Source organism: Acinetobacter sp. MB5 (genome assembly GCF_003261585.1).
Taxonomy (GTDB): domain Bacteria; phylum Pseudomonadota; class Gammaproteobacteria; order Pseudomonadales; family Moraxellaceae; genus Acinetobacter.
The window spans coordinates 1-18,654 of the sequence record NZ_POVU01000024.1 but is presented as its reverse complement, the minus strand read 5'-3'; the positions used below and the strand labels follow the sequence as shown (position 1 = coordinate 18,654).

General features: G+C 42.4%; 21 protein-coding genes. 16 read left to right on the top strand and 5 right to left on the bottom strand.

Features of this window, described 5'->3' with window-relative positions; translation table 11 throughout:
* Window positions 1-16 precede the first annotated feature (16 nt).
* Together C1A47_RS16130 and fghA are read left to right on the top strand one after the other, a co-directional pair.
* The gene (locus C1A47_RS16130) at window positions 17-1,438 is read left to right on the top strand and encodes a C13 family peptidase (RefSeq protein ID WP_111896045.1); all 1,422 of its coding nucleotides are present in this window, start codon (window positions 17-19) and stop codon (window positions 1,436-1,438) included.
* A gap of 10 nt (window positions 1,439-1,448) precedes the next feature.
* On the top strand, window positions 1,449-2,285 hold the full coding sequence (fghA, locus tag C1A47_RS16125) for an S-formylglutathione hydrolase (protein ID WP_111896044.1): 837 nt from the start codon (window positions 1,449-1,451) through the stop codon (window positions 2,283-2,285).
* Between the two features lie 49 nt (window positions 2,286-2,334).
* Here fghA and C1A47_RS16120 read toward each other — a convergent pair whose 3' ends face one another.
* Window positions 2,335-2,619 (bottom strand): DUF2218 domain-containing protein, encoded by a 285-nt coding sequence (locus tag C1A47_RS16120; protein WP_111896043.1) that lies wholly within the window; start codon window positions 2,617-2,619, stop codon window positions 2,335-2,337.
* 164 nt (window positions 2,620-2,783) lie between these two features.
* Here C1A47_RS16120 and rpe point away from each other — a divergent pair, with 164 nt between their 5' ends.
* The 6 genes from rpe to C1A47_RS16090 all read left to right on the top strand — a co-directional run bounded on the left by rpe (window position 2,784) and on the right by C1A47_RS16090 (window position 7,873).
* On the top strand, window positions 2,784-3,470 hold the full coding sequence (rpe, locus tag C1A47_RS16115) for a ribulose-phosphate 3-epimerase (protein WP_111896042.1): 687 nt from the start codon (window positions 2,784-2,786) through the stop codon (window positions 3,468-3,470).
* A 118-nt stretch (window positions 3,471-3,588) separates the two neighbouring features.
* Window positions 3,589-4,014 carry a hypothetical protein gene (locus C1A47_RS16110; RefSeq protein WP_111896041.1) on the top strand — a complete coding sequence of 142 codons (426 nt, stop codon included), beginning with the start codon at window positions 3,589-3,591 and terminating at the stop codon, window positions 4,012-4,014.
* 43 nt (window positions 4,015-4,057) lie between these two features.
* The gene (locus C1A47_RS16105; RefSeq protein WP_111896040.1) at window positions 4,058-5,995 is read left to right on the top strand and encodes a multicopper oxidase domain-containing protein; all 1,938 of its coding nucleotides are present in this window, start codon (window positions 4,058-4,060) and stop codon (window positions 5,993-5,995) included.
* A complete protein-coding gene (locus C1A47_RS16100; RefSeq protein WP_111896039.1) occupies window positions 5,982-6,761 on the top strand; it encodes a copper resistance protein B in 780 nt (259 codons plus the stop codon). Before C1A47_RS16105 ends, C1A47_RS16100 begins: the two co-directional genes overlap by 14 nt.
* Before the next feature lie 102 nt (window positions 6,762-6,863).
* The gene (locus C1A47_RS16095) at window positions 6,864-7,181 is read left to right on the top strand and encodes a DMT family transporter (RefSeq protein ID WP_111896038.1); all 318 of its coding nucleotides are present in this window, start codon (window positions 6,864-6,866) and stop codon (window positions 7,179-7,181) included.
* Between the two features lie 65 nt (window positions 7,182-7,246).
* Window positions 7,247-7,873 carry a nuclease-related domain-containing protein gene (locus C1A47_RS16090; protein ID WP_111896037.1) on the top strand — a complete coding sequence of 209 codons (627 nt, stop codon included), beginning with the start codon at window positions 7,247-7,249 and terminating at the stop codon, window positions 7,871-7,873.
* A 37-nt stretch (window positions 7,874-7,910) separates the two neighbouring features.
* Here C1A47_RS16090 and C1A47_RS16085 read toward each other — a convergent pair whose 3' ends face one another.
* A complete protein-coding gene (locus tag C1A47_RS16085; protein ID WP_111896036.1) occupies window positions 7,911-8,678 on the bottom strand; it encodes a hydroxymethylpyrimidine/phosphomethylpyrimidine kinase in 768 nt (255 codons plus the stop codon).
* Between the two features lie 94 nt (window positions 8,679-8,772).
* Here C1A47_RS16085 and C1A47_RS16080 point away from each other — a divergent pair, with 94 nt between their 5' ends.
* Together C1A47_RS16080 and C1A47_RS16075 are read left to right on the top strand one after the other, a co-directional pair.
* Window positions 8,773-9,420, top strand: coding sequence for an HAD-IA family hydrolase (locus C1A47_RS16080; protein WP_111896035.1), 648 nt, complete (start codon window positions 8,773-8,775; stop codon window positions 9,418-9,420).
* A gap of 93 nt (window positions 9,421-9,513) precedes the next feature.
* On the top strand, window positions 9,514-9,858 hold the full coding sequence (locus tag C1A47_RS16075; protein ID WP_111896063.1) for a hypothetical protein: 345 nt from the start codon (window positions 9,514-9,516) through the stop codon (window positions 9,856-9,858).
* A 51-nt stretch (window positions 9,859-9,909) separates the two neighbouring features.
* On the opposite strand, the gene C1A47_RS16070 is transcribed toward C1A47_RS16075, so the two are convergent.
* Window positions 9,910-11,082, bottom strand: coding sequence for a benzoate/H(+) symporter BenE family transporter (locus C1A47_RS16070; protein ID WP_111896034.1), 1,173 nt, complete (start codon window positions 11,080-11,082; stop codon window positions 9,910-9,912).
* Window positions 11,083-11,256: 174 nt separating this feature from the next.
* On the opposite strand from C1A47_RS16070, the gene C1A47_RS16065 reads away from it, so the two are divergent.
* Complete coding sequence (locus tag C1A47_RS16065; protein ID WP_111896033.1) at window positions 11,257-11,730, top strand: Lrp/AsnC family transcriptional regulator; 474 nt, start codon at window positions 11,257-11,259, stop codon at window positions 11,728-11,730.
* A gap of 22 nt (window positions 11,731-11,752) precedes the next feature.
* On the opposite strand, the gene hemJ is transcribed toward C1A47_RS16065, so the two are convergent.
* Together hemJ and C1A47_RS16055 are read right to left on the bottom strand one after the other, a co-directional pair.
* Window positions 11,753-12,205, bottom strand: a complete 453-nt coding sequence (gene hemJ, locus C1A47_RS16060) for a protoporphyrinogen oxidase HemJ (RefSeq protein ID WP_111896032.1) — start codon at window positions 12,203-12,205, stop codon at window positions 11,753-11,755.
* A gap of 10 nt (window positions 12,206-12,215) precedes the next feature.
* The gene (locus C1A47_RS16055; RefSeq protein ID WP_111896031.1) at window positions 12,216-13,448 is read right to left on the bottom strand and encodes a beta-ketoacyl synthase N-terminal-like domain-containing protein; all 1,233 of its coding nucleotides are present in this window, start codon (window positions 13,446-13,448) and stop codon (window positions 12,216-12,218) included.
* Between the two features lie 293 nt (window positions 13,449-13,741).
* Between C1A47_RS16055 and C1A47_RS16050 the strand changes: the two genes are divergently transcribed.
* From C1A47_RS16050 to C1A47_RS16030, 5 genes are all read left to right on the top strand, one after another.
* Window positions 13,742-14,995: an EcsC family protein gene (locus C1A47_RS16050; RefSeq protein WP_111896030.1), complete on the top strand. Its 1,254-nt coding sequence runs from the start codon at window positions 13,742-13,744 to the stop codon at window positions 14,993-14,995.
* Between the two features lie 136 nt (window positions 14,996-15,131).
* Window positions 15,132-15,506 (top strand): 30S ribosomal protein S12, encoded by a 375-nt coding sequence (gene rpsL, locus C1A47_RS16045; RefSeq protein ID WP_000246374.1) that lies wholly within the window; start codon window positions 15,132-15,134, stop codon window positions 15,504-15,506.
* 162 nt (window positions 15,507-15,668) lie between these two features.
* Window positions 15,669-16,139, top strand: coding sequence for a 30S ribosomal protein S7 (gene rpsG / locus C1A47_RS16040; RefSeq protein ID WP_004655203.1), 471 nt, complete (start codon window positions 15,669-15,671; stop codon window positions 16,137-16,139).
* Window positions 16,140-16,322: 183 nt separating this feature from the next.
* Entirely contained in the window at window positions 16,323-18,461 is a 2,139-nt protein-coding gene (fusA, locus tag C1A47_RS16035; protein ID WP_111896029.1) for an elongation factor G, read from the top strand.
* A gap of 94 nt (window positions 18,462-18,555) precedes the next feature.
* The coding region (locus tag C1A47_RS16030) for a GTP-binding protein (protein WP_009586195.1) at window positions 18,556-18,654 on the top strand (99 nt) is incomplete at its 3' end.

Genomic DNA, 18,654 nt, shown 5'->3' with positions numbered 1-18,654 from the left:
TCCCCCGTAGAACTTTATGATAGACCTGAAACCTTCCATCAATTTTTGGCACGATCTTAAAAGTAACCAAATCGCTGGTTTATGGTTGTTCCTCGGTTCTCGCCGTTCTCTCACAGTCGTTCACCCATCCATTTTTCAATTGATCTTTTGGGGCATCATTGCTGGTGCAGTCAATACGCTGTTTAGCTGGATGGTGGCGGGTCAGGCTGGACATTTTAATTCACAAGGTTTGGTCAGTTATGCGCTCTGGCCATTTATTGCACTGATTGTCGGGATTTTTCTGTCCCAACGAACCAATAACCCACGTCTGATGCTGGTTCCAGCATTGCTGTGGTTGGTGCTCGATGCCAGTATTCTGTTGATTCAATGTCTTTTGCAATATCTTGGGGATCAAGGTTATCTCGATTTTCTACCTGACAGCATTTATAACTTTTTGCCAACATTATTCCTGATTCTGTTTGTCTGGCAGAGTCTGGCTGTAATTTGGGTATTTGCACGTGAGTTGAAATGGCCATGGTGGGAGCGTGGACTGATTATGTTTGCCACAATTTGTACCTTAGTGGTGTGGCAGATGTCAGTGAAAGAGCAGCCCATCTGGAAAGTCGATGATGTTCAGCCGACACTGTCTGAAGATGCACTCTACGCCCAAGGCAATGTGCTGAATAAAGCATTGGCTCAAGTTCAGTTTGGCGATTTCTCGCAGACGCATTGGTATTTCCTCGGCGTTGCAGGAGACAGCTATGACACCGTGTTTAGCTCGGAAGTGCAACGGATTAAATCGCAGTTTGATACGCGTTTTGGGACGTTCGGACGTTCAATTGAACTGGTGAATGATCCGAAGACCCGTACAACCTTACCGATTGCTTCACGAACCAGTATTCAAATGGCATTGAACCGTATTGGTCAGCAGATGAATAAAGAAAGCGACGTGCTGTTTTTATACATGACTTCACATGGCGAACCCAATCATTTTGAACTGGAAAATGCCCCGATTGATTTAAAACAGGTTAATCCTAAGTGGTTACGTGAAGCCTTGGATAAAGCAGGGATTCGCTGGCGTGTGATTGTGGTTTCAGCGTGTTATTCGGGTAGTTTTGTTCCTGCACTACAGTCAGATAATACCTTGGTGATTACGGCATCGGCAGCAGATCGTTCATCGTTTGGATGTAACAATGAATTAGATTACACCTATTTTGGTCGGGCGTTCTTTGATCAGGCCATGCGTGAAAAAAGTTCTCTAAAAGATGCCTTTAACGATGCCAAAGCAACCGTGTCCAAATGGGAAACTGCACAAGGCTTTGAGCCGTCAGAACCACAATGGTCACTTGGTAAAAATATGGAATTGATGCTACCTCAACTTGAGAAGCACTTATTCCCAAGCCCAAATAATTTACCTGCGAATAACCCAACTGTACTTTCAACACCACCACAACAATAAAGGACACACCATGCAGCAGATACAAAGAAACTTTTGTTTTGATGGGGAACAACAGACCTATCAATGGTATTCCAAAGAATTGCAAGGTGATGCCAAATTTTCGATTTATTTGCCTGAACAGGCACGCGCAGGAGAAGCTTGCCCTGCGGTATTTTACTTGGCAGGTTTGACCTGTACCGAAGAAACCTTTGCAATTAAAGCCCATGCACAGCGTTTGGCAGCTCAATTAGGTCTTATTTTGGTGATGCCTGATACCTCGCCACGGGGAGAAACCGTAGCAAAAGGTGATTCATGGGATTTGGGATTGGGCGCAGGTTTTTATATTAATGCGACGCAAGCACCGTGGGTAGAACATTACCGTATGGAAAGCTATATTGCCGATGAATTGTATTATGCCGTGTTAGAACATTTTCCGATTCAAAAAGGTCGTATTGGGATTATGGGACACTCAATGGGTGGGCATGGTGCATTAACCTTGGCATGGAAATATCCTGAAAAATTCAAATCGGTGTCTGCATTTGCACCGATCTGTGCACCAAGTCAGTGTCCGTGGGGTGAAAAAGCCTTTACGCATTATTTAGGTGAAGCACGAGAGGAGTGGCTAGCCCACGATGCTGTGGCTTTGATTCAAAGTAAAGGTGCGCTGTTCAGTGAAGTTCTGGTTGATCAAGGTTTAGCAGATCAGTTTTATCATCAGCTGCATCCACAATTACTCCAGCAAGCCTGTACTAAAGTTGGTCAAAAGCTAACCTTGCGGCAACATGAATCTTATGATCATGGTTATTATTTTATTCAGAGTTTTATCGATGACCATTTACAGTTCCATGCAGCAAAACTGAGTGATTAACCTTGAATAAGGAAATAAAAAAAGGATCACATCAGTGATCCTTTTTAGTTTAAGCCTGTTGCTGCCAAGTGACTTGAAATTCCTCTTGCGCCATGCGGTTGAGGTGATCAATCACCACACCTTCAAGACGAGTTTGTTCTGCGGTTTCAAGCTGACTGTCAATGCTGACATCTAACGTGCTTTCTTGGGGTGTGAGCGTCACGGTTGCAGTTGGCATCAGAATCTGAAAATGCTGCTCAGTCTCGACAACTTCAAATTTATGTTTCCAGTGATTAAATAGGCGTTTCGCAATACGACGTCCATCGGTCGTGGTCAATTGAGTCTGACTGTGCATAGATTTATTTCCTGATATTGTAGCCTGAGTTTAACAGACATAAATTTGAAAAAAGAACATGAAAATAAGAACAATGCGTTGCGATTGAGTGAGGCATTGCCTGAGTCCACATAGATTTTGTTATACTGCTCCCAGATTTTTTAAAACTTTGCTAGGTTAGATGTATGTCCAAGCCCTTTCTAATTGCACCTTCGATTTTATCTGCTGATTTTGCCCGCCTCGGTGAAGAGGTTGAAAATGTTTTGGCAGCAGGTGCAGACGTTGTGCATTTTGATGTGATGGACAACCACTATGTACCCAACCTGACTTTTGGTGCAGGTGTCTGTAAAGCACTGAAAAAATATGGGATTAAAGCACCGATTGATGTGCATTTAATGGTATCGCCAGTCGACCGTATGATTGGGGATTTTTTGGAAGCAGGTGCGGATATTATTACGTTTCACCCAGAAGCGACTGATCATATTGACCGTTCATTGCAATTGATTAAAGCGGGCGGTGCCAAAGCAGGTTTGGTATTTAACCCTGCAACGCCGTTACATTATTTGGATTATGTTTTGGATAAAGTCGATCAAGTCTTGCTGATGAGTGTCAACCCAGGCTTTGGTGGTCAGAAATTTATTCCAATGACCTTAGAAAAATTACGCCAAGCACGCAAAATTATTGATGCCAGTGGTCGTGATATTCGCCTTGAAGTCGATGGCGGTGTTGGCCCTGCCAATATCCGTGAAATTGCGGAAGCGGGCGCAGACATGTTTGTTGCAGGTTCAGCCATTTTTGGTCAGCCTGACTATAAAGCCGTGATTGATCAAATGCGTGCAGAACTGAGTCAAGTCGGTTCAGTTGAAGTGTAAGCATCTGCTTTAAACTTTTAAAAAAGCGTTAAGCCACAAGGTTTAACGCTTTTTTATTTGTATCTTATGGCAGAGTTGGCTATGCTTTTCGCTTAGTTTTCCATTGTTCTTGTCCAAGATGCAGCATCGACACATCAGCGTGTTTTCGCAAAGCTTTATCTTGCTGATCGTTTTTTGTATCGGCTGGATGGGTGTTGCCAATGCATCTGTGCAAAGTATGCATTGGAAAATGTCGATGTCAGCACAAATGACTGCGATGCCGCAGCATAAGATGTCAGTGCATTGCCATCAGATTGATATGCCACCGATGCAGATGAATGATGATTGTCACGATCAAATCAATTCATCGCAACATCAGCAACATCTCAATTGTCCCGATTGTCAAATTCTACACTGTCAAAGTATCAATGCCGATCTTCCTCAAGCTGCAGTTAATCTGACTGCACAACCCAGTGTTGAGCTTGAAGTCATGCAGTATGGAATAGATCATCCTGTTGATTTAACAGGATATTGGCAAGAAATTCTGCGCCCTCCTAAAGCCTAAACTTTAAAAAATTGTCATTTTCATTTTTTAAAGAGGGCGAATCATGTCTAAATTTTCTTTACATGCCTGCATTGTCGTAGCATGTCTCATTGTGCCACAGAGTATTTTTGCGGCTGTGCGTGTATATCATTTAAATATCAACAAACAAACTATTAACATCACAGGAAAACCAGTCAAAAAAATCACGGTGAATGGCAAATTTCCTGCACCAACCTTAACTTTTGAAGAAGGTGATGACGCTGTCATTTATGTGCATAACCAGCTCAAAAATCAGTTTACCTCTTTGCACTGGCATGGATTGATTTTGCCTGCAGTGATGGATGGTGTACCTGGATTTAATGGCTTTAAAGGCATTGCGCCAAATGGTGATTTTGTTTATCGCTTCAAAATCCACCAGTCAGGAACCTATTGGTATCACGCACACAGTATGGGACAGGAACAAGATGGTTTATACGGTGCATTGATTATTTATCCAAAAAACCACCAGCCGATTACTCCTACGGAAAAAACAGATCGGGATGATGTGATCATGTTTTCTGACTTCCATGAATCGTCTAGCGAACAGATTATGGAAAATCTGAAAAAGTCCTCGGACTATTATCAAAATCATCGTGAAACCGTGTCAGATGTCTGGAAACAAGTCAAACAGCAAGGATTGAAAGCCACATGGCAAAATCGCAGTATGTGGAATCGTATGCGGATGCTCAGAACGGATATGAGTGATGTGACTGGCTATCATTTCTTGGTGAATGGCAAAACGGAACAGCAGAACTGGACAGATACCTTTAAAGCAGGTGAAAAAATTCGTTTACGCATGATCAATGCTTCTGCGATGTCTTTTTTCGATGTTCGCATTCCCAATTTAAAAATGACCGTGGTCAGTGCTGATGGTCAACCTATACAGCCTGTCACCGTGGATGAATTCCGTTTTGGCGCGGGGGAAACTTATGATGTGATTGTGGAACCGAAACAAGCACAATATCAGATTCAGGCTGAGTCGATTGATCGGACAGGATTTGCTTTGGCAACTTTGCGTAATCAGGATGCAAAACCAGTCGCATTTCCTGAACCACAGCATCGCCCACGTGCAGTACTGACGATGCAAGATATGGGGGGCATGATGATGCATGGTGATGATCAGGACATACAGTCGATGAACGGGTCAATGCCATCGGGACATCAAATGTCGGGTATGGGTGATATGAACATGTCGAACATGCAAGGTATGCACTCAGAACAACATCAACCAATGATGATGCATGGTGATAATCAGGACATGCAGTCGATGAACGGGGCAATGCCATCTGGGCATCAAATGTCAGGTATGGGCAGTATGAACATGTCAAACATGCAAGGCATGAATCCAGAACAACATCAACCAATGATGATGCATGGTGATAATCAGGACATGCAGCCCAAAACTAGCGCAGCATTAACACAAACTGTTGTTCAAGGTTGGGCAAATGCTTCAACACCCGTTGGCTTAAAAGCGTTGAGTTATGCCGACTTGCGTCCATTGTTTCCACAAAAAGATACCCGAGCTCCACAGCAAGACATTGTGCTGCATTTGGGGGGTAACATGGAGCGTTATATCTGGACCATGAATGGCAAAACATTTAATCAGGCGACTCCGATACAAGTGCAATATGGCGAACGGGTCAGACTCACCTTTGTCAATGACACAATGATGGCGCATCCAATGCATTTACATGGCATGTTTGTGCAGCTTGAAAATGGTCAATCCTTGGCGAATTTACCTAATAAACATACGGTAATTGTGCCGCCTGGTAAAAAAGTCAGCGTGCTACTCACTGCCGATGAACTCGGTGAATGGGCGATTCACTGTCATCTGCTGTACCACATGAGTGCAGGCATGATGAACAAACTGATTGTGGCAAAAGTGAAACCGCAGCAAGACGCTCAAGCAACTATGCCAATGTCCATGCCAGTACAAGGAGGAATGTCCCATGCACACCACTAAACTATTCAGTGCAGTTGCACTCTTGGTTGGTTTTGCAGCGCAACCCGTTTGGGCTGCTGAAGACATGCAGATGGAAAACATGGCTGATGACCGTGCTAGTATGCAGATGCAGCATGATCATGGCGGACAAATCTATGCCGCAAACTCACTAGAAAATAAATGGATGCTCGACAAGCATGGTCAGGGCAGTTTGCAATCTGAGTTGGACAGTTGGATCGGTTCGGATAATAACAAGCTGTTTGTGAAAGCTGAGAGCAAAAAAGCAGAATCCGAACAGCTTGATGCGAGCATTATGGCGTTGTATAGCCGCAATATCAGCACCTTTTGGGATGCTCAAGCAGGGTTACGTTATCGACAAAACAATACATTAGAGACCGATAAACGTGCGGTTGATGCCGTGGTCGGTATTCATGGTTTAGCGCCGTACTTCTTTGAAACCCAAGCTTACTTGTATGTCGGTGAGCGACAGCATGTGTCTATGTCTTTTGAAGCCCGACGTGATGTGTTATGGACGCAAAAGCTGATTAGTGAACCTTTTATCAAAGCCACACTTTTGCTGAATGATGATTCAAAGACACCACAAAAAACAGGCCTCAGTCATGCAGAAGTTGGCGTACAAACCCGTTATGAAATCAATAAAACGGTAATGCCATTTTTTGAAATTGCGTATGAATCTGACCTTGGTCAGAAAGCAACAGCGTGGCAGGAGGTAACTCCAAGGGAGTATGGCGTTGTCTATGGTCTCGGGGTATTGTTGAAATTTTAAAATGATCGGGATGCCTAGCGCATCCCCTTATTTCAGCAGAACGACATTTTTTAACCCAACAAGAAGTCATGTTGTTTATAGAAATATGTGAGAGGATTTTACATGGCGTGGTTGGTGTTAATATTTGCAGGCTTATTTGAAGTGATTTGGGCATTTGCCATGAAAAAGTCACAAGGGTTTAGCTTGTTGATTCCGAGTGTCGTGACAGTCATCTTTATGCTATTAAGTTTTGCCTTGCTGTCATTTTCCATGAAAAGCTTACCCTTAGGTATCGCATATACAGTTTGGACGGGAATTGGTGCAGTAGGTTCACTGATCGTTGGAATGGTAATTTTACAAGAACCTGCCAATGCATTGCACATGATCGCGGCCATCATGATAATGTCAGGTCTAGTCTTGATGAGAATTGCATCACAATAAAACAAGATAAGATTTCTTAAATATAAATATCTGTTATAGAATGCGTTTTTTTGTTTGACGTTGTCATGTTTCTCCTGATTTTATTTCTCATTATTGCGGCGATAATTGCCGTATCTGCATTTAATTCATCGGCTAAAACCAAAGGAAAAAAAGGTGAAAAACGTGTCATTGCGCATGCAGAAAAACATCTGGATGAGAAAAAATATACGGTCTTAAATAATTGTACATTCAAAATTAGTGACCAACTCACCACACAGATTGATCATATTGTAGTAAGTCGTTTTGGTGTTTTTGTGATTGAAACCAAAAACTATCAAGGCTGGATTTTTGGGGCTGAGCACCAAAAAATGTGGACACAGAAGTTGTATAAGAAAAGCTATCAGTTCCAAAATCCTTTACACCAAAACTATCGACATATCAAAACAGTTCAGCATTTACTTGATGGCGTGGTTGAACCAGAAGATCTACATTCTGTGGTGGTTTTTGTGGGTGACAGCACCTTTAAAACCGATATGCCTAGTAACGTTTTACACGGTCGAGAATGGATTAACTATGTGAAGAGCTTTCATGAGGAAGTGATGAGTTCGGTGAAAATGCAGCGTATTTGCCAAACTTTAGAAAAACATGCATTAGAAAGGTCGCGTAAAACAGACAGTACGCATGTTAAAAACTTGAAAAAATTTCATGGTTAATCACCCAGCCTCGATGGTCGGGTGATTACAGTTTGGATTAAAAGCGTTTTGGAATTTTCTGTCCATCTACATGTGGGCTTTCCGCATGTTGTAACACATGAAAGAGCCAGGTTTCAGCATGATTAACTGCTTGCTGAATACTGTCTCCCTGTGCCAAACGACCTGCAATGAAACTGGCTAGTGAACAGCCCGAACCGTGGTATTCACCTTCAAGACGGGCACAGGTCGTTTCTGAAACCAAGTCCCCTTCAATATAGAGTGCATTACGGATATGCTCAGGCGTATCTTCATGGCCACCTTTCACCAGAACTGCTTTTGCCCCCATTTTAAACAGTTGCACAGTTGCTTGTTCAATATCTTCAATACCTGTCAGTGCGCGAAGCTCTACAGTGTTTGGTGTGATGATTGTTGCCAAAGGAATCAGTTGCGTGAAAGCTTTCACCAGCGTTGGTTGATCGCCTAAAGAGCCACCGCTATTCGCCACTAGAACAGGGTCAAGCACATATTGATAGTCAGGATGTTCCTGTAAAAATTCAGCCAATGCAGCAATATTATCGGTTGTACCCAGCATGCCTGATTTTACACAGCGAATCGGTAAGTCACCAACGATAGCATTGGCTTGAGCCAAAAGGAGTTCTTTTGATGTGGCTTGGAAACCAAAGACTTGCTGTGAGTTTTGAATTGTAAGCGCAGTACAAGCAATCGCAGCATGTGCACCACTTTGACCAATTGCTTCAATATCTGCCTGTAAACCAGCACCGCCAGAAGGGTCTAAACCTGAAAAACATAAAACTGTAGGGCGCACAGAGCGATATCCTTCTCATTTGAATTTACGTTAGTATAGGCAAGTTTTATTTAACTTCCGAGTCTTTGACTGGGCGAATTGATTAGGTTTTGTTGTGACAGTTAAAAATATTTTATTAGATCTCGACGGGACATTGACTGACCCGAAAATTGGTATTCATACTTGTATCCGTTATGCCATGGAAAAAATGGGGCAACCTTTGGCAGCAGATACTGATTTGGACTGGACGATTGGCCCACCATTAAAAGCGTCATTCGTTCAGCTTTTGAATAGTGCTGAGGATAAATTGGCTGAGCAAGCACTGACGTTTTATCGCGAGCGCTTTTCCACTATTGGTTTATATGAAAATGAGCTATATCCGCATGTGATTGAAACGCTGAAAGTCTTGGTCGAACGTGGCTACAATTTGTATTTGGCGACAGCGAAGCCAGAAGTATTTGCTGTCCGTATTTTAGAGCATTTTAAATTGCTGGATTATTTTACCAAGCCTTATGGGAGTGAACTGACTGGTGAGAGAACCAATAAGGGGGATTTGATCCATTATATCTTGCAGCAAGAACAACTTGTTCCAGGGCATTGCATGATGGTTGGTGATCGTGAATATGATATTTTAGGTGCGCGCCGTAATGGAATTGAGACCATTGCTGTGACCTATGGTTATGGAACGGATGTTGAGATTACACAGGCTGAACCTAAGCTTCAAATCCAAAAGTTTGCTGAGTTGTTGAATTATTTTAACTAATCCTGTGAATTTGTAGGTTTTTTGCTAAAGTAATAATATTGCTCAACAAATCTCGGTATGCTATCGCAAATCAATAAAAATATGGGTGGGCGTATGCGTTTTTTTGGTTTGTTGGCTATTAGCCTTTCCTTGGTTGGTTTTGTAGGTTGTAGTACATTACAAAGTGAAGAACATTTGAGTGCTAGTAAAGTTCAAATTACGAAATCTTTATTTGGACATCAATGTGGCGATACGGGAATGAGTGTTGATCAGTTGAAAGCTCAGCTTGAAGATCAAAAAATTCAGGTCTATGCCCAAGCGGTGACTTCAGATGGTTTGTTGTACCCACAAGTTTGTGGTGCACCTGATGGACGAATTGCAATTTTTACGATTAATAAAAAACAACAAGAGCAGGCATTTGAGTTGGGCTTTAAGCTCTATGAAACTGCTAAAAGCTAAGTCTATGAAACAAAAAAAGCCAGTGTTGAACACTGGCTTTTTTATAAATAATTAGTGTGCTTTACGATGATTCAAGATAATCGCAACCACAATCCCAAGCAATAGTCCCCAGAATGCCGAACCAATTCCGAAAAATTGAATACCCGAGGCACTCATTAAGAAGGTGAGTAGTGCAGGCTCACGGTCTTGAGGCTCTTTAAAGGCAATCGCAATGTTGTGGCTAATTGTCCCAAATAGGGCAATTCCCGCAAGCGCAACAATAAAGATTTTTGGAAAAGCCATCAGTAAGCCAGTCAATGTGGTCGCAAACAATCCCATGATGATGTAGAAGAAACCACAGCTAATGCCAGCGATATAACGACGTTTCAGATCAGGGTGAACCTGATCATCTAAACTCACGGCAGCACTAATTGCAGCTAGGCAGACTGAGAATGCACCGAATGGAGCAAGAATGGTTTGTGATACTCCAATCCAGCCGACCAATGAGTTGGTATGTGGCTGATAGCCATAGCTTTTGATCATGCCAATCCCAGGTAGGAACTGAGAAGACATGTTGATAATAAAGAGAGGAAGTGCCAAGCCTAAAATCGTAGATGCTGAAAACTCAGGGCTCATCCAAACAGGTTTTGCCAATGACCAAGACAGATGTGGAAACTGGAAAGGCATAAACATTGGACAGAGAATCATCGCGGCAACCACAGTCAACACGATACAGTAACGCGGCCACAGACGTTTGGCGACCAGATAAATGGTCAGTAAAGTCAGAATAAATGCCCAGCTTTGTTCTAAGCCTGTAAAAATCTGAATCCCGAATTTTAAGAGGATTCCCGCCAACATGGCGCAGCTCAAACTCATGGGAATTTTAGATAGCAGGCGTTGGAAAAGGCCAGAAAAACCGACAAAAGCAGTCAGCACACCACAGACAATAAATGCCCCAATCGCTGCGGACAGACTGTAATGACTGCCTGTGGCAATAATTAAGGCAATCCCTGGGGTTGACCATGAAGTTGCAACAGGATAGCGGTATTTCCATGACAAGACTAAGCCAGAAATCCCGATGGACAGGCCCAGCGCCCAAAGCCAAGATGAAATTTGCTCAGGCGTTGCACCAAGTGTCTGAGCACCTTGAATGACCAAAACAGCGGATACACTAATCCCGATAAGGAAAGTAATGAAGCCTGCAAATACCGCAGGAACAGAAAAATCTTGAATCAGTTTTTGCATAATGAAATCTAACGACGATTTTAAACAATTGGGCTTAAAGACTTGGTATAAATTTAACAATTTTTAAAAAGAAGGTGCTTTTTAATTTGAGTCAATAAAGTGTATAGAATTTTCATTTTTTTTAAGATTGGAATAAAATCTTCTAAAATTTATATTTTTATATGAAGAATATTTATGTCTGAAAATCAAGCGGAATTGAGTGCAATAGATCTTAAAATTATGCGAGCTTTACAGCAAGATGGACGTTTAAGCAATGCCGAGTTGGCAAAACTGGTGGGGATCAGTCCATCATCCTGCTGGAATCATACCCAGCGGCTTTTTAAGATTGGCGCAATTTTAGATGTCCGCGCACGAATTAACCCGAATATGGTTCAGCGCGAAACCATCGTTTTGGTGGGGGTTGTACTGGATCGTTCGACGCCTGAAAGTTTTGCTGAATTTGAACGTGCAGCAAAACAGCTCAATAATGTTTTAGAATGTTATTTGGTCGCAGGAGAGGTCGATTATTTTCTGAAAATTCGGGTCAAGGATTTGGTAGCATTTAACCGCTTTCATAGTGAAAAGATTATTGCCTTGCCAGGGGTGCGGCAGGTGAGGACATTCTTTGTGCTCAATGAAGTGACCAGTGATGGTCTATTAACATTTTAATTCAGGCAGAAAAAAGCCCCAGTTAGAACTGAGGCTTCACAACGACTAAAATCACCACAGCCAGCAAAATGACCGTTGGCATTTCATTAAAGAAACGCCAAAACTTGTGTGATTTATAGTGCGCATTTTCGATTAACTTTTTGCGGTAATAACCACAAACAAAATGGTAAATGACCAGTAACCCAACTAATGCAACTTTGGCATAAAACCAATGTGCCAAATGGTAATGCTGTGTTGCATCGCCCAAGTCCACTAAAAAGTGTGCTGTGATGAGCGTTGCAACCATCGCAGGCCACATAATGCCGCGGTACAGTTTACGTTCCATCACCTGAAAGCGTTGATGACTAATTTCATCGTCACTCATGGCATGGTAGACATAAAGGCGTGGTAAGTAGAATAACGCTGCAAACCAACAAACCACGGCAATAATGTGTAATGCTTTTATCCATAAAAAAGCATCAGAAGGTACATTCATTTACGATCTCTTAGGCATCAGCCCATTTCTTGAAGATCAAGCAAGCATTTACGCCGCCAAATCCAAAACTGTTACTCATGACAGTATTCAGTTTTGTATCGCGTTTTTCAAGTACAAGATCAAAGCCTTTTGCACCTTCATCAAGTTCAGTCACGTTGATGTTTGGCGCGATAAAGTCATTTTGCATCATGAGTACAGAGTAGATGGCTTCATGTACACCTGCAGCACCCAAGCTGTGACCTGTCATCGATTTAGTTGAGCTAAATGCAGGGACATTGCCTTCACCAAATGCACGTTCCATCGCTTTAAGCTCGGTGATGTCACCTGCTGGAGTCGATGTACCATGAGTATTGATGTAGTCAAGTTTTTCTACGCCGTGTTGTTTAGCTTCATCAAGCGCCATCAAGATACAGCGTGTTGCACCTTCACCACTTGGAGCAACCATGTCAGCACCATCACTGTTCGCTGCATAAGCTACGATTTCAGCGATAATGTTGGCACCACGTGCTTGAGCGTGTTCAAGAGATTCAAGAACCAAGAAACCACCACCACCAGCGATGACGAAACCGTCACGGTCTGCTGAATATGGACGAGATGCAGTTTCTGGTGTGTCGTTGTATTTAGAGCAAAGCGCACCCATTGCATCAAACAATAAGCTTTGAGACCAGTGATCTTCTTCACCACCACCTGCAAGCACTAAATCTTGTTTGCCAAGTTGGATCAAGTTGTAAGCATAACCGATCGCGTCAGCAGAAGTTGCACATGCGCTCGCAATTGAGTGAGATACACCTTGTAATTTAAACGCAACGCCAACGTTTGCTGTAATGGTGTTGGTCATGTTGCGTGGAACGAAGAAAGGACCGACTTTACGTGCGCCTTTAGTTTCAAGCAACTCAGTCATTTCAACAACAGAAGCTGTTGAACCACCACCAGAACCACCAACAATACCGTAGCGCGGATTGCCAGCAAGGTCTTCAGCCTCAAGACCTGCATGTTTAACCGCATCAACCGCAGAGTTATATGCATACATTGCACATACACCCATGAAGCGTTTTAATTTACGGTCAATGTGATCAAAATCTTGTTCAGCAGCAGCACTGACATGGCTTTTAAAGTTAAGGTCAGCGTAAGTTTGATTAAAACGAGTTCCTGAAATACCATTTTTTAATGATTCAGTCACTTGCTCTAGGGTGTTACCAATGCATGAGTTGATGCCCATACCAGTGATTACAACACGTCTCATTTATAAGATCCCTTAATATGGTGATGATATTGAGAGCCAGCGCAGACCACATTTATGGGCAAAAGCCTGAAATGTAAGCGTTAATGCCTGCACCACTCATGTTTATAATATTTCTCATCATAACAGAAAGCTTTTTTAAATCTTATGGCAAATCCTATGAGTATTTGGAAATAGAACAGATTGTATGCAGATTGTGGTTTACTTAACTAAAAGATACACAATGCGGTTGAGATTAAATGCCTCGACTTCTAGTATTTATCAAATATTTAAAGAAAAACAATGAGGAGAGGTGAATGCCAAAAGGGGATAATCAGCATCCACAAAGCAAATTAAATCAGGTTTTGGGAGTGGCTAAAAAGCTCAGTACATCAGGTTTAAAAGTTTTAAATCAGATGAACAATCAACAGCAGCAAAGTCGAAAAGCAGCTATTGCTGTTACCTCTGATACAAATGCCAAAACAGTCTTGTTAGATTTTGATCAGCAAGATCCACAACATCTCATCCGTGTATATTTTCCAAATATTTCTAAGCAATTTTTTGGTAAGCATTATGATCGGGTCAATCAGGTCGCTGAATTTCTTTTACCCGTGAGTATGGATGAGATTTCCGAATATGTTTTTCATAAATTGCAGGCGTTGGCTGAAAAAATCAGTACAGCAGACCGTATTTTGGAGCAGACGGGAGCACAGTCTTTAGCGGAGTTGTCTCAAGATGTATCACGTTCTGGACGAATCAGTCAGGCATTGACTGAACAGAATAAATGGATTGCAGGTATACAAGGTGCACTTTCAGGCGCAACAGGGCTGTTTGGGTTGGGTTTTGATATTCCAGCATCGCTATTACTGGCGCTGAGAACTATTTATCAAACAGGGCGGGCACATGGTTTTGAGTTGACCGAGCAAGATCAAGATGTTGTTCAATATATATTTCAACAAATAGACTTACAGCAGATTGTAGAGAAGCAAAGTATTTTACTTGGGTTGAGAACACTGGATGGATTGCTGGTCGATCATGATTTTACGGCATTGCAAAAATTACTGGGTTCAACCAATGATGATGAATGGCTAAAAGAATTATTACTTGATGATCAGCATGAGTTTAAATGGCACTGGATGAATGCTTTACCAAAAGTGAGTGCACTGCATCAAATTACACCACTCATTTCGGCCAGTGTCAGTGCAATGTATAGTTGGCAGTTTATTGCGGATACAGGACAAAAAGCTCAGCATGTTTTTTCGATTGCGCGTGATTATTTATTACAACATCCTGAACAGTCGCTTTCTACTTTAGCCGCTTATCAGGCCGCAGTTGATCAGTTAAGTCAGTCTCAAAAACCTGTTCAAGAAATTGAATTGAAAAAAGATGTATCTGTGGAAGCCGTTGATGAGGCGATTAAACCGAAACCTCAACGACGCCCACGCCGAACGCCAGTGAAAACAGTCACAGAAGAAGTGACAGAGAAATCATCAGAAACACCATCAAAATCAACGGCTACAACTGCACCAAGACGACGTAAAGCAGTTTCAAAATCAGCCGATTCTTCATAAGTTTGTCATGTATATTCTGCATGCTGCGACAGTATGCAATGAATATTGACCAATATGGCGTTTTTGCTTACAATTGTATGCCCTCAAAAAGCGGTATTTTCTTTTTGAGGTTTTTTATTTACGGGAGACTTGCCAGATGGCAACAACAAATCAGTTGATCCGCAAGGGTCGTACTACTTTGGTTGAAAAATCCAAAGTTCCTGCGTTGAAGGCTTGCCCACAGCGCCGTGGTGTTTGTACACGTGTTTACACAACTACACCTAAAAAACCTAACTCAGCAATGCGTAAAGTTTGCCGTGTTCGCTTAACTTCTGGTTTTGAAGTTTCTAGCTACATCGGTGGTGAAGGCCATAACCTACAAGAGCACAGTGTTGTTCTTATCCGTGGTGGTCGTGTTAAAGACTTACCAGGTGTACGTTACCATACCGTTCGTGGTTCTTTAGACTGTGCTGGCGTTAAAGATCGTAACCAGTCACGTTCTAAATACGGTGCTAAACGTCCTAAGAAATAATCTTAGTCGTTAAGACCAAAAAAATCCTTTAGCGTTTCGCTTGTTTGATTTCTTCATATTTTTGAAATTCAAGCGACGTATAGTAAGGCCAGCGTAGCGTGCATGACACTTGCACAATCTGCTGGATCACCCTGAAGTGTCATATTTATAGGTAGTTTTAAAATGCCAAGACGTCGCGTAGTCGCTGCTCGTGAGATCCTTCCAGATCCTAAATTCAGCAGCCAAACAATCGCTAAATTCATGAACCACGTTATGCAAGACGGTAAAAAATCGATTGCAGAAAGTATCGTTTACGGTGCTTTAGACCGCGTTCAAGAAAAAAACAAAGTAGACCCAGTTGAATTTTTCGAGACTACTCTTGAAAAAGTTCGTCCTATGGTTGAAGTAAAAGCACGCCGTGTTGGTGGTGCTACTTATCAAGTACCTATGGAAGTACGCCCATCCCGTCGTACTGCCTTGGCTATGCGTTGGTTAGTAGATGCTGCTGCTAAGCGTTCTGAAAAAACTATGGCTTTACGTCTTGCTGGCGAGTTGCTTGATGCAGCTGAAGGCAAAGGTGCTGCGATCAAAAAACGTGAAGACGTGCACCGTATGGCTGAAGCTAACAAAGCCTTCTCTCATTACCGTTTCTAAGCGGTTAAGACAGTCCCTTATCAGGAGAATACTCATGCGTGTTGCAGCTCGATTTAACATCGCTCTCTACCAAAGTGGAGCTTTTGCGGGTATTTAAGTTGCCCAACAGTTTGAGTATTCGTACGCATCAATTTTTATTGGTGCGTCCTGTTTTAAAGATCACATTTAGGAATGTCAGACATCATGGCTCGCCAAACCCCAATTACTCGTTACCGTAACATCGGTATCTCTGCGCACATTGACGCAGGTAAAACAACTACAACTGAACGTATTTTGTACTACACAGGTGTTTCTCACAAAATTGGTGAGGTACATGATGGTGCAGCTACAATGGACTGGATGGAACAAGAGCAAGAACGTGGTATTACCATTACTTCTGCTGCTACAACTTGTTTCTGGTCTGGTATGGCTAACCAATTTGAACAACACCGTATCAACGTAATTGACACCCCGGGACACGTAGACTTCACAATCGAAGTTGAACGTTCTATGCGTGTTCTTGACGGTGCGTGCATGGTTTACTGTGCTGTAGGTGGTGTACAACCTCAGTCTGAAACTGTATGGCGTCAAGCAAACAAATATAAAGTGCCTCGTTTAGCATTCGTGAACAAGATGGACCGTACTGGTGCAAACTTCTTCCGTGCTGTTGAACAAGTTAAAACTCGTTTAGGTGGTAATCCTGTTCCTATCGTTGTGCCAATCGGTGCAGAAGATACTTTCGCGGGTGTTGTTGACCTGATCGAAATGAAAGCGATTATCTGGGATGAAGCATCTCAGGGTATGAAGTTTGAATACGGCGAGATCCCTGCTGACCTAGTTGATACTGCTAACGAATGGCGTACTAACATGGTTGAAGCAGCAGCGGAAGCTTCTGAAGACTTAATGGACAAGTACCTAGAAGAAGGTGATCTTTCTAAAGAAGACATCATCGCAGGTTTACGTGCTCGTACATTAGCATCTGAAATTCAAGTTATGCTTTGTGGTTCTGCGTTCAAGAACAAAGGTGTTCAACGTATGTTGGATGCTGTAATTGAATTCTTGCCATCACCTACAGAAGTTAAAGCGATCGAAGGTATCCTTGACGATAAAGCTGAAACTAAAGCGTCTCGTGAAGCATCTGACGAAGCTCCGTTCTCTGCGCTTGCGTTCAAAATCATGAACGACAAATTCGTAGGTAACTTGACATTCGTACGTGTTTACTCTGGTGTTCTTAAACAAGGCGACCCAGTGTACAACCCAGTTAAATCTAAACGTGAACGTATCGGTCGTATCGTGCAAATGCACGCAAACGAACGTCAAGATCTTGACGAAATCCGTGCGGGCGATATCGCTGCGTGTGTAGGTCTTAAAGACGTCACGACTGGTGATACGCTATGTGATGAGAAAAACATCATTACACTTGAACGTATGGAATTCCCAGAGCCAGTAATTTCATTGGCTGTTGAACCAAAAACTAAAGCTGACCAAGAAAAAATGTCAATCGCTTTAGGTCGTTTGGCGAAAGAAGATCCATCGTTCCGCGTTCGTACAGACGAAGAATCTGGTCAAACGATTATTGCGGGTATGGGTGAGCTTCACCTTGACATTATTGTTGACCGTATGAAACGTGAATTCGGTGTTGAAGCGAACATTGGTAAACCGATGGTTGCTTACCGTGAAACGATTAAAAAATCGGTTGAACAAGAAGGTAAATTCGTACGTCAAACTGGTGGTAAAGGTAAATTCGGTCATGTATATGTCCGCCTTGAACCGCTTGATGTTGAAGAAGCTGGTAAAGAATACCAATTCGTTGAAGAAGTTGTTGGTGGTGTAGTACCTAAAGAATTCTTCGGCGCGGTTGATAAAGGTATTCAAGAACGTATGAAGAATGGTGTCTTGGCTGGTTACCCAGTTGTCGGCATTAAAGCGACATTGTTCGATGGTTCTTACCATGATGTCGACTCTGATGAATTGTCGTTCAAAATGGCAGGTTCTTATGCATTCCGTGATGGTTTCATGAAAGCAGATCCTATCCTTCTTGAACCGATCATGAAAGTTGAAGTAGAAACTCCAGAAGACTACATGGGCGATATCATGGGTGACTTAAACCGTCGTCGTGGTATGGTTCAAGGTATGGATGATCTACCTGGTGGAACTAAAGCAATTAAAGCTGAAGTACCACTTGCTGAGATGTTTGGTTACGCAACTCAAATGCGTTCTATGTCTCAAGGTCGTGCGACTTACTCTATGGAATTTGCTAAATATGCTGAAACTCCACGTAACGTGGCTGAAGGCATCATTTCTAAATTCCAATCTGGCGGTAAAAAAGGTGACGACGAGTAATCTTTCGATTACTATAAGCCCAAACTAATTCTTAGTTAAAAACCAAGTGCTCATGCAGTGACCCTGCATGAGTAGTTTAAAAAGGAAGAACATCATGGCTAAAGCCAAGTTTGAACGTAATAAGCCACACGTAAACGTGGGTACAATTGGTCACGTTGACCATGGTAAAACAACTCTTACTGCTGCGATCGCA

Excerpts from the sequence above, each read along its gene's own strand:
- C1A47_RS16130 (WP_111896045.1), top strand. The coding sequence starts at position 17 with ATGATAGACCTGAAACCTTCCATCAATTTTTGGCACGATCTTAAAAGT.
- fghA (WP_111896044.1), top strand. The coding sequence starts at position 1,449 with ATGCAGCAGATACAAAGAAACTTTTGTTTTGATGGGGAACAACAGACC.
- C1A47_RS16120 (WP_111896043.1), bottom strand. The coding sequence starts at position 2,619 with ATGCACAGTCAGACTCAATTGACCACGACCGATGGACGTCGTATTGCG.
- rpe (WP_111896042.1), top strand. The coding sequence starts at position 2,784 with ATGTCCAAGCCCTTTCTAATTGCACCTTCGATTTTATCTGCTGATTTT.
- C1A47_RS16110 (WP_111896041.1), top strand. The coding sequence starts at position 3,589 with ATGCAGCATCGACACATCAGCGTGTTTTCGCAAAGCTTTATCTTGCTG.
- C1A47_RS16105 (WP_111896040.1), top strand. The coding sequence starts at position 4,058 with ATGTCTAAATTTTCTTTACATGCCTGCATTGTCGTAGCATGTCTCATT.
- C1A47_RS16100 (WP_111896039.1), top strand. The coding sequence starts at position 5,982 with ATGCACACCACTAAACTATTCAGTGCAGTTGCACTCTTGGTTGGTTTT.
- C1A47_RS16095 (WP_111896038.1), top strand. The coding sequence starts at position 6,864 with ATGGCGTGGTTGGTGTTAATATTTGCAGGCTTATTTGAAGTGATTTGG.
- C1A47_RS16090 (WP_111896037.1), top strand. The coding sequence starts at position 7,247 with ATGTTTCTCCTGATTTTATTTCTCATTATTGCGGCGATAATTGCCGTA.
- C1A47_RS16075 (WP_111896063.1), top strand. The coding sequence starts at position 9,514 with ATGCGTTTTTTTGGTTTGTTGGCTATTAGCCTTTCCTTGGTTGGTTTT.
- C1A47_RS16070 (WP_111896034.1), bottom strand. The coding sequence starts at position 11,082 with ATGCAAAAACTGATTCAAGATTTTTCTGTTCCTGCGGTATTTGCAGGC.
- C1A47_RS16065 (WP_111896033.1), top strand. The coding sequence starts at position 11,257 with ATGTCTGAAAATCAAGCGGAATTGAGTGCAATAGATCTTAAAATTATG.
- hemJ (WP_111896032.1), bottom strand. The coding sequence starts at position 12,205 with ATGAATGTACCTTCTGATGCTTTTTTATGGATAAAAGCATTACACATT.
- C1A47_RS16055 (WP_111896031.1), bottom strand. The coding sequence starts at position 13,448 with ATGAGACGTGTTGTAATCACTGGTATGGGCATCAACTCATGCATTGGT.
- C1A47_RS16050 (WP_111896030.1), top strand. The coding sequence starts at position 13,742 with ATGCCAAAAGGGGATAATCAGCATCCACAAAGCAAATTAAATCAGGTT.
- rpsL (WP_000246374.1), top strand. The coding sequence starts at position 15,132 with ATGGCAACAACAAATCAGTTGATCCGCAAGGGTCGTACTACTTTGGTT.
- rpsG (WP_004655203.1), top strand. The coding sequence starts at position 15,669 with ATGCCAAGACGTCGCGTAGTCGCTGCTCGTGAGATCCTTCCAGATCCT.
- fusA (WP_111896029.1), top strand. The coding sequence starts at position 16,323 with ATGGCTCGCCAAACCCCAATTACTCGTTACCGTAACATCGGTATCTCT.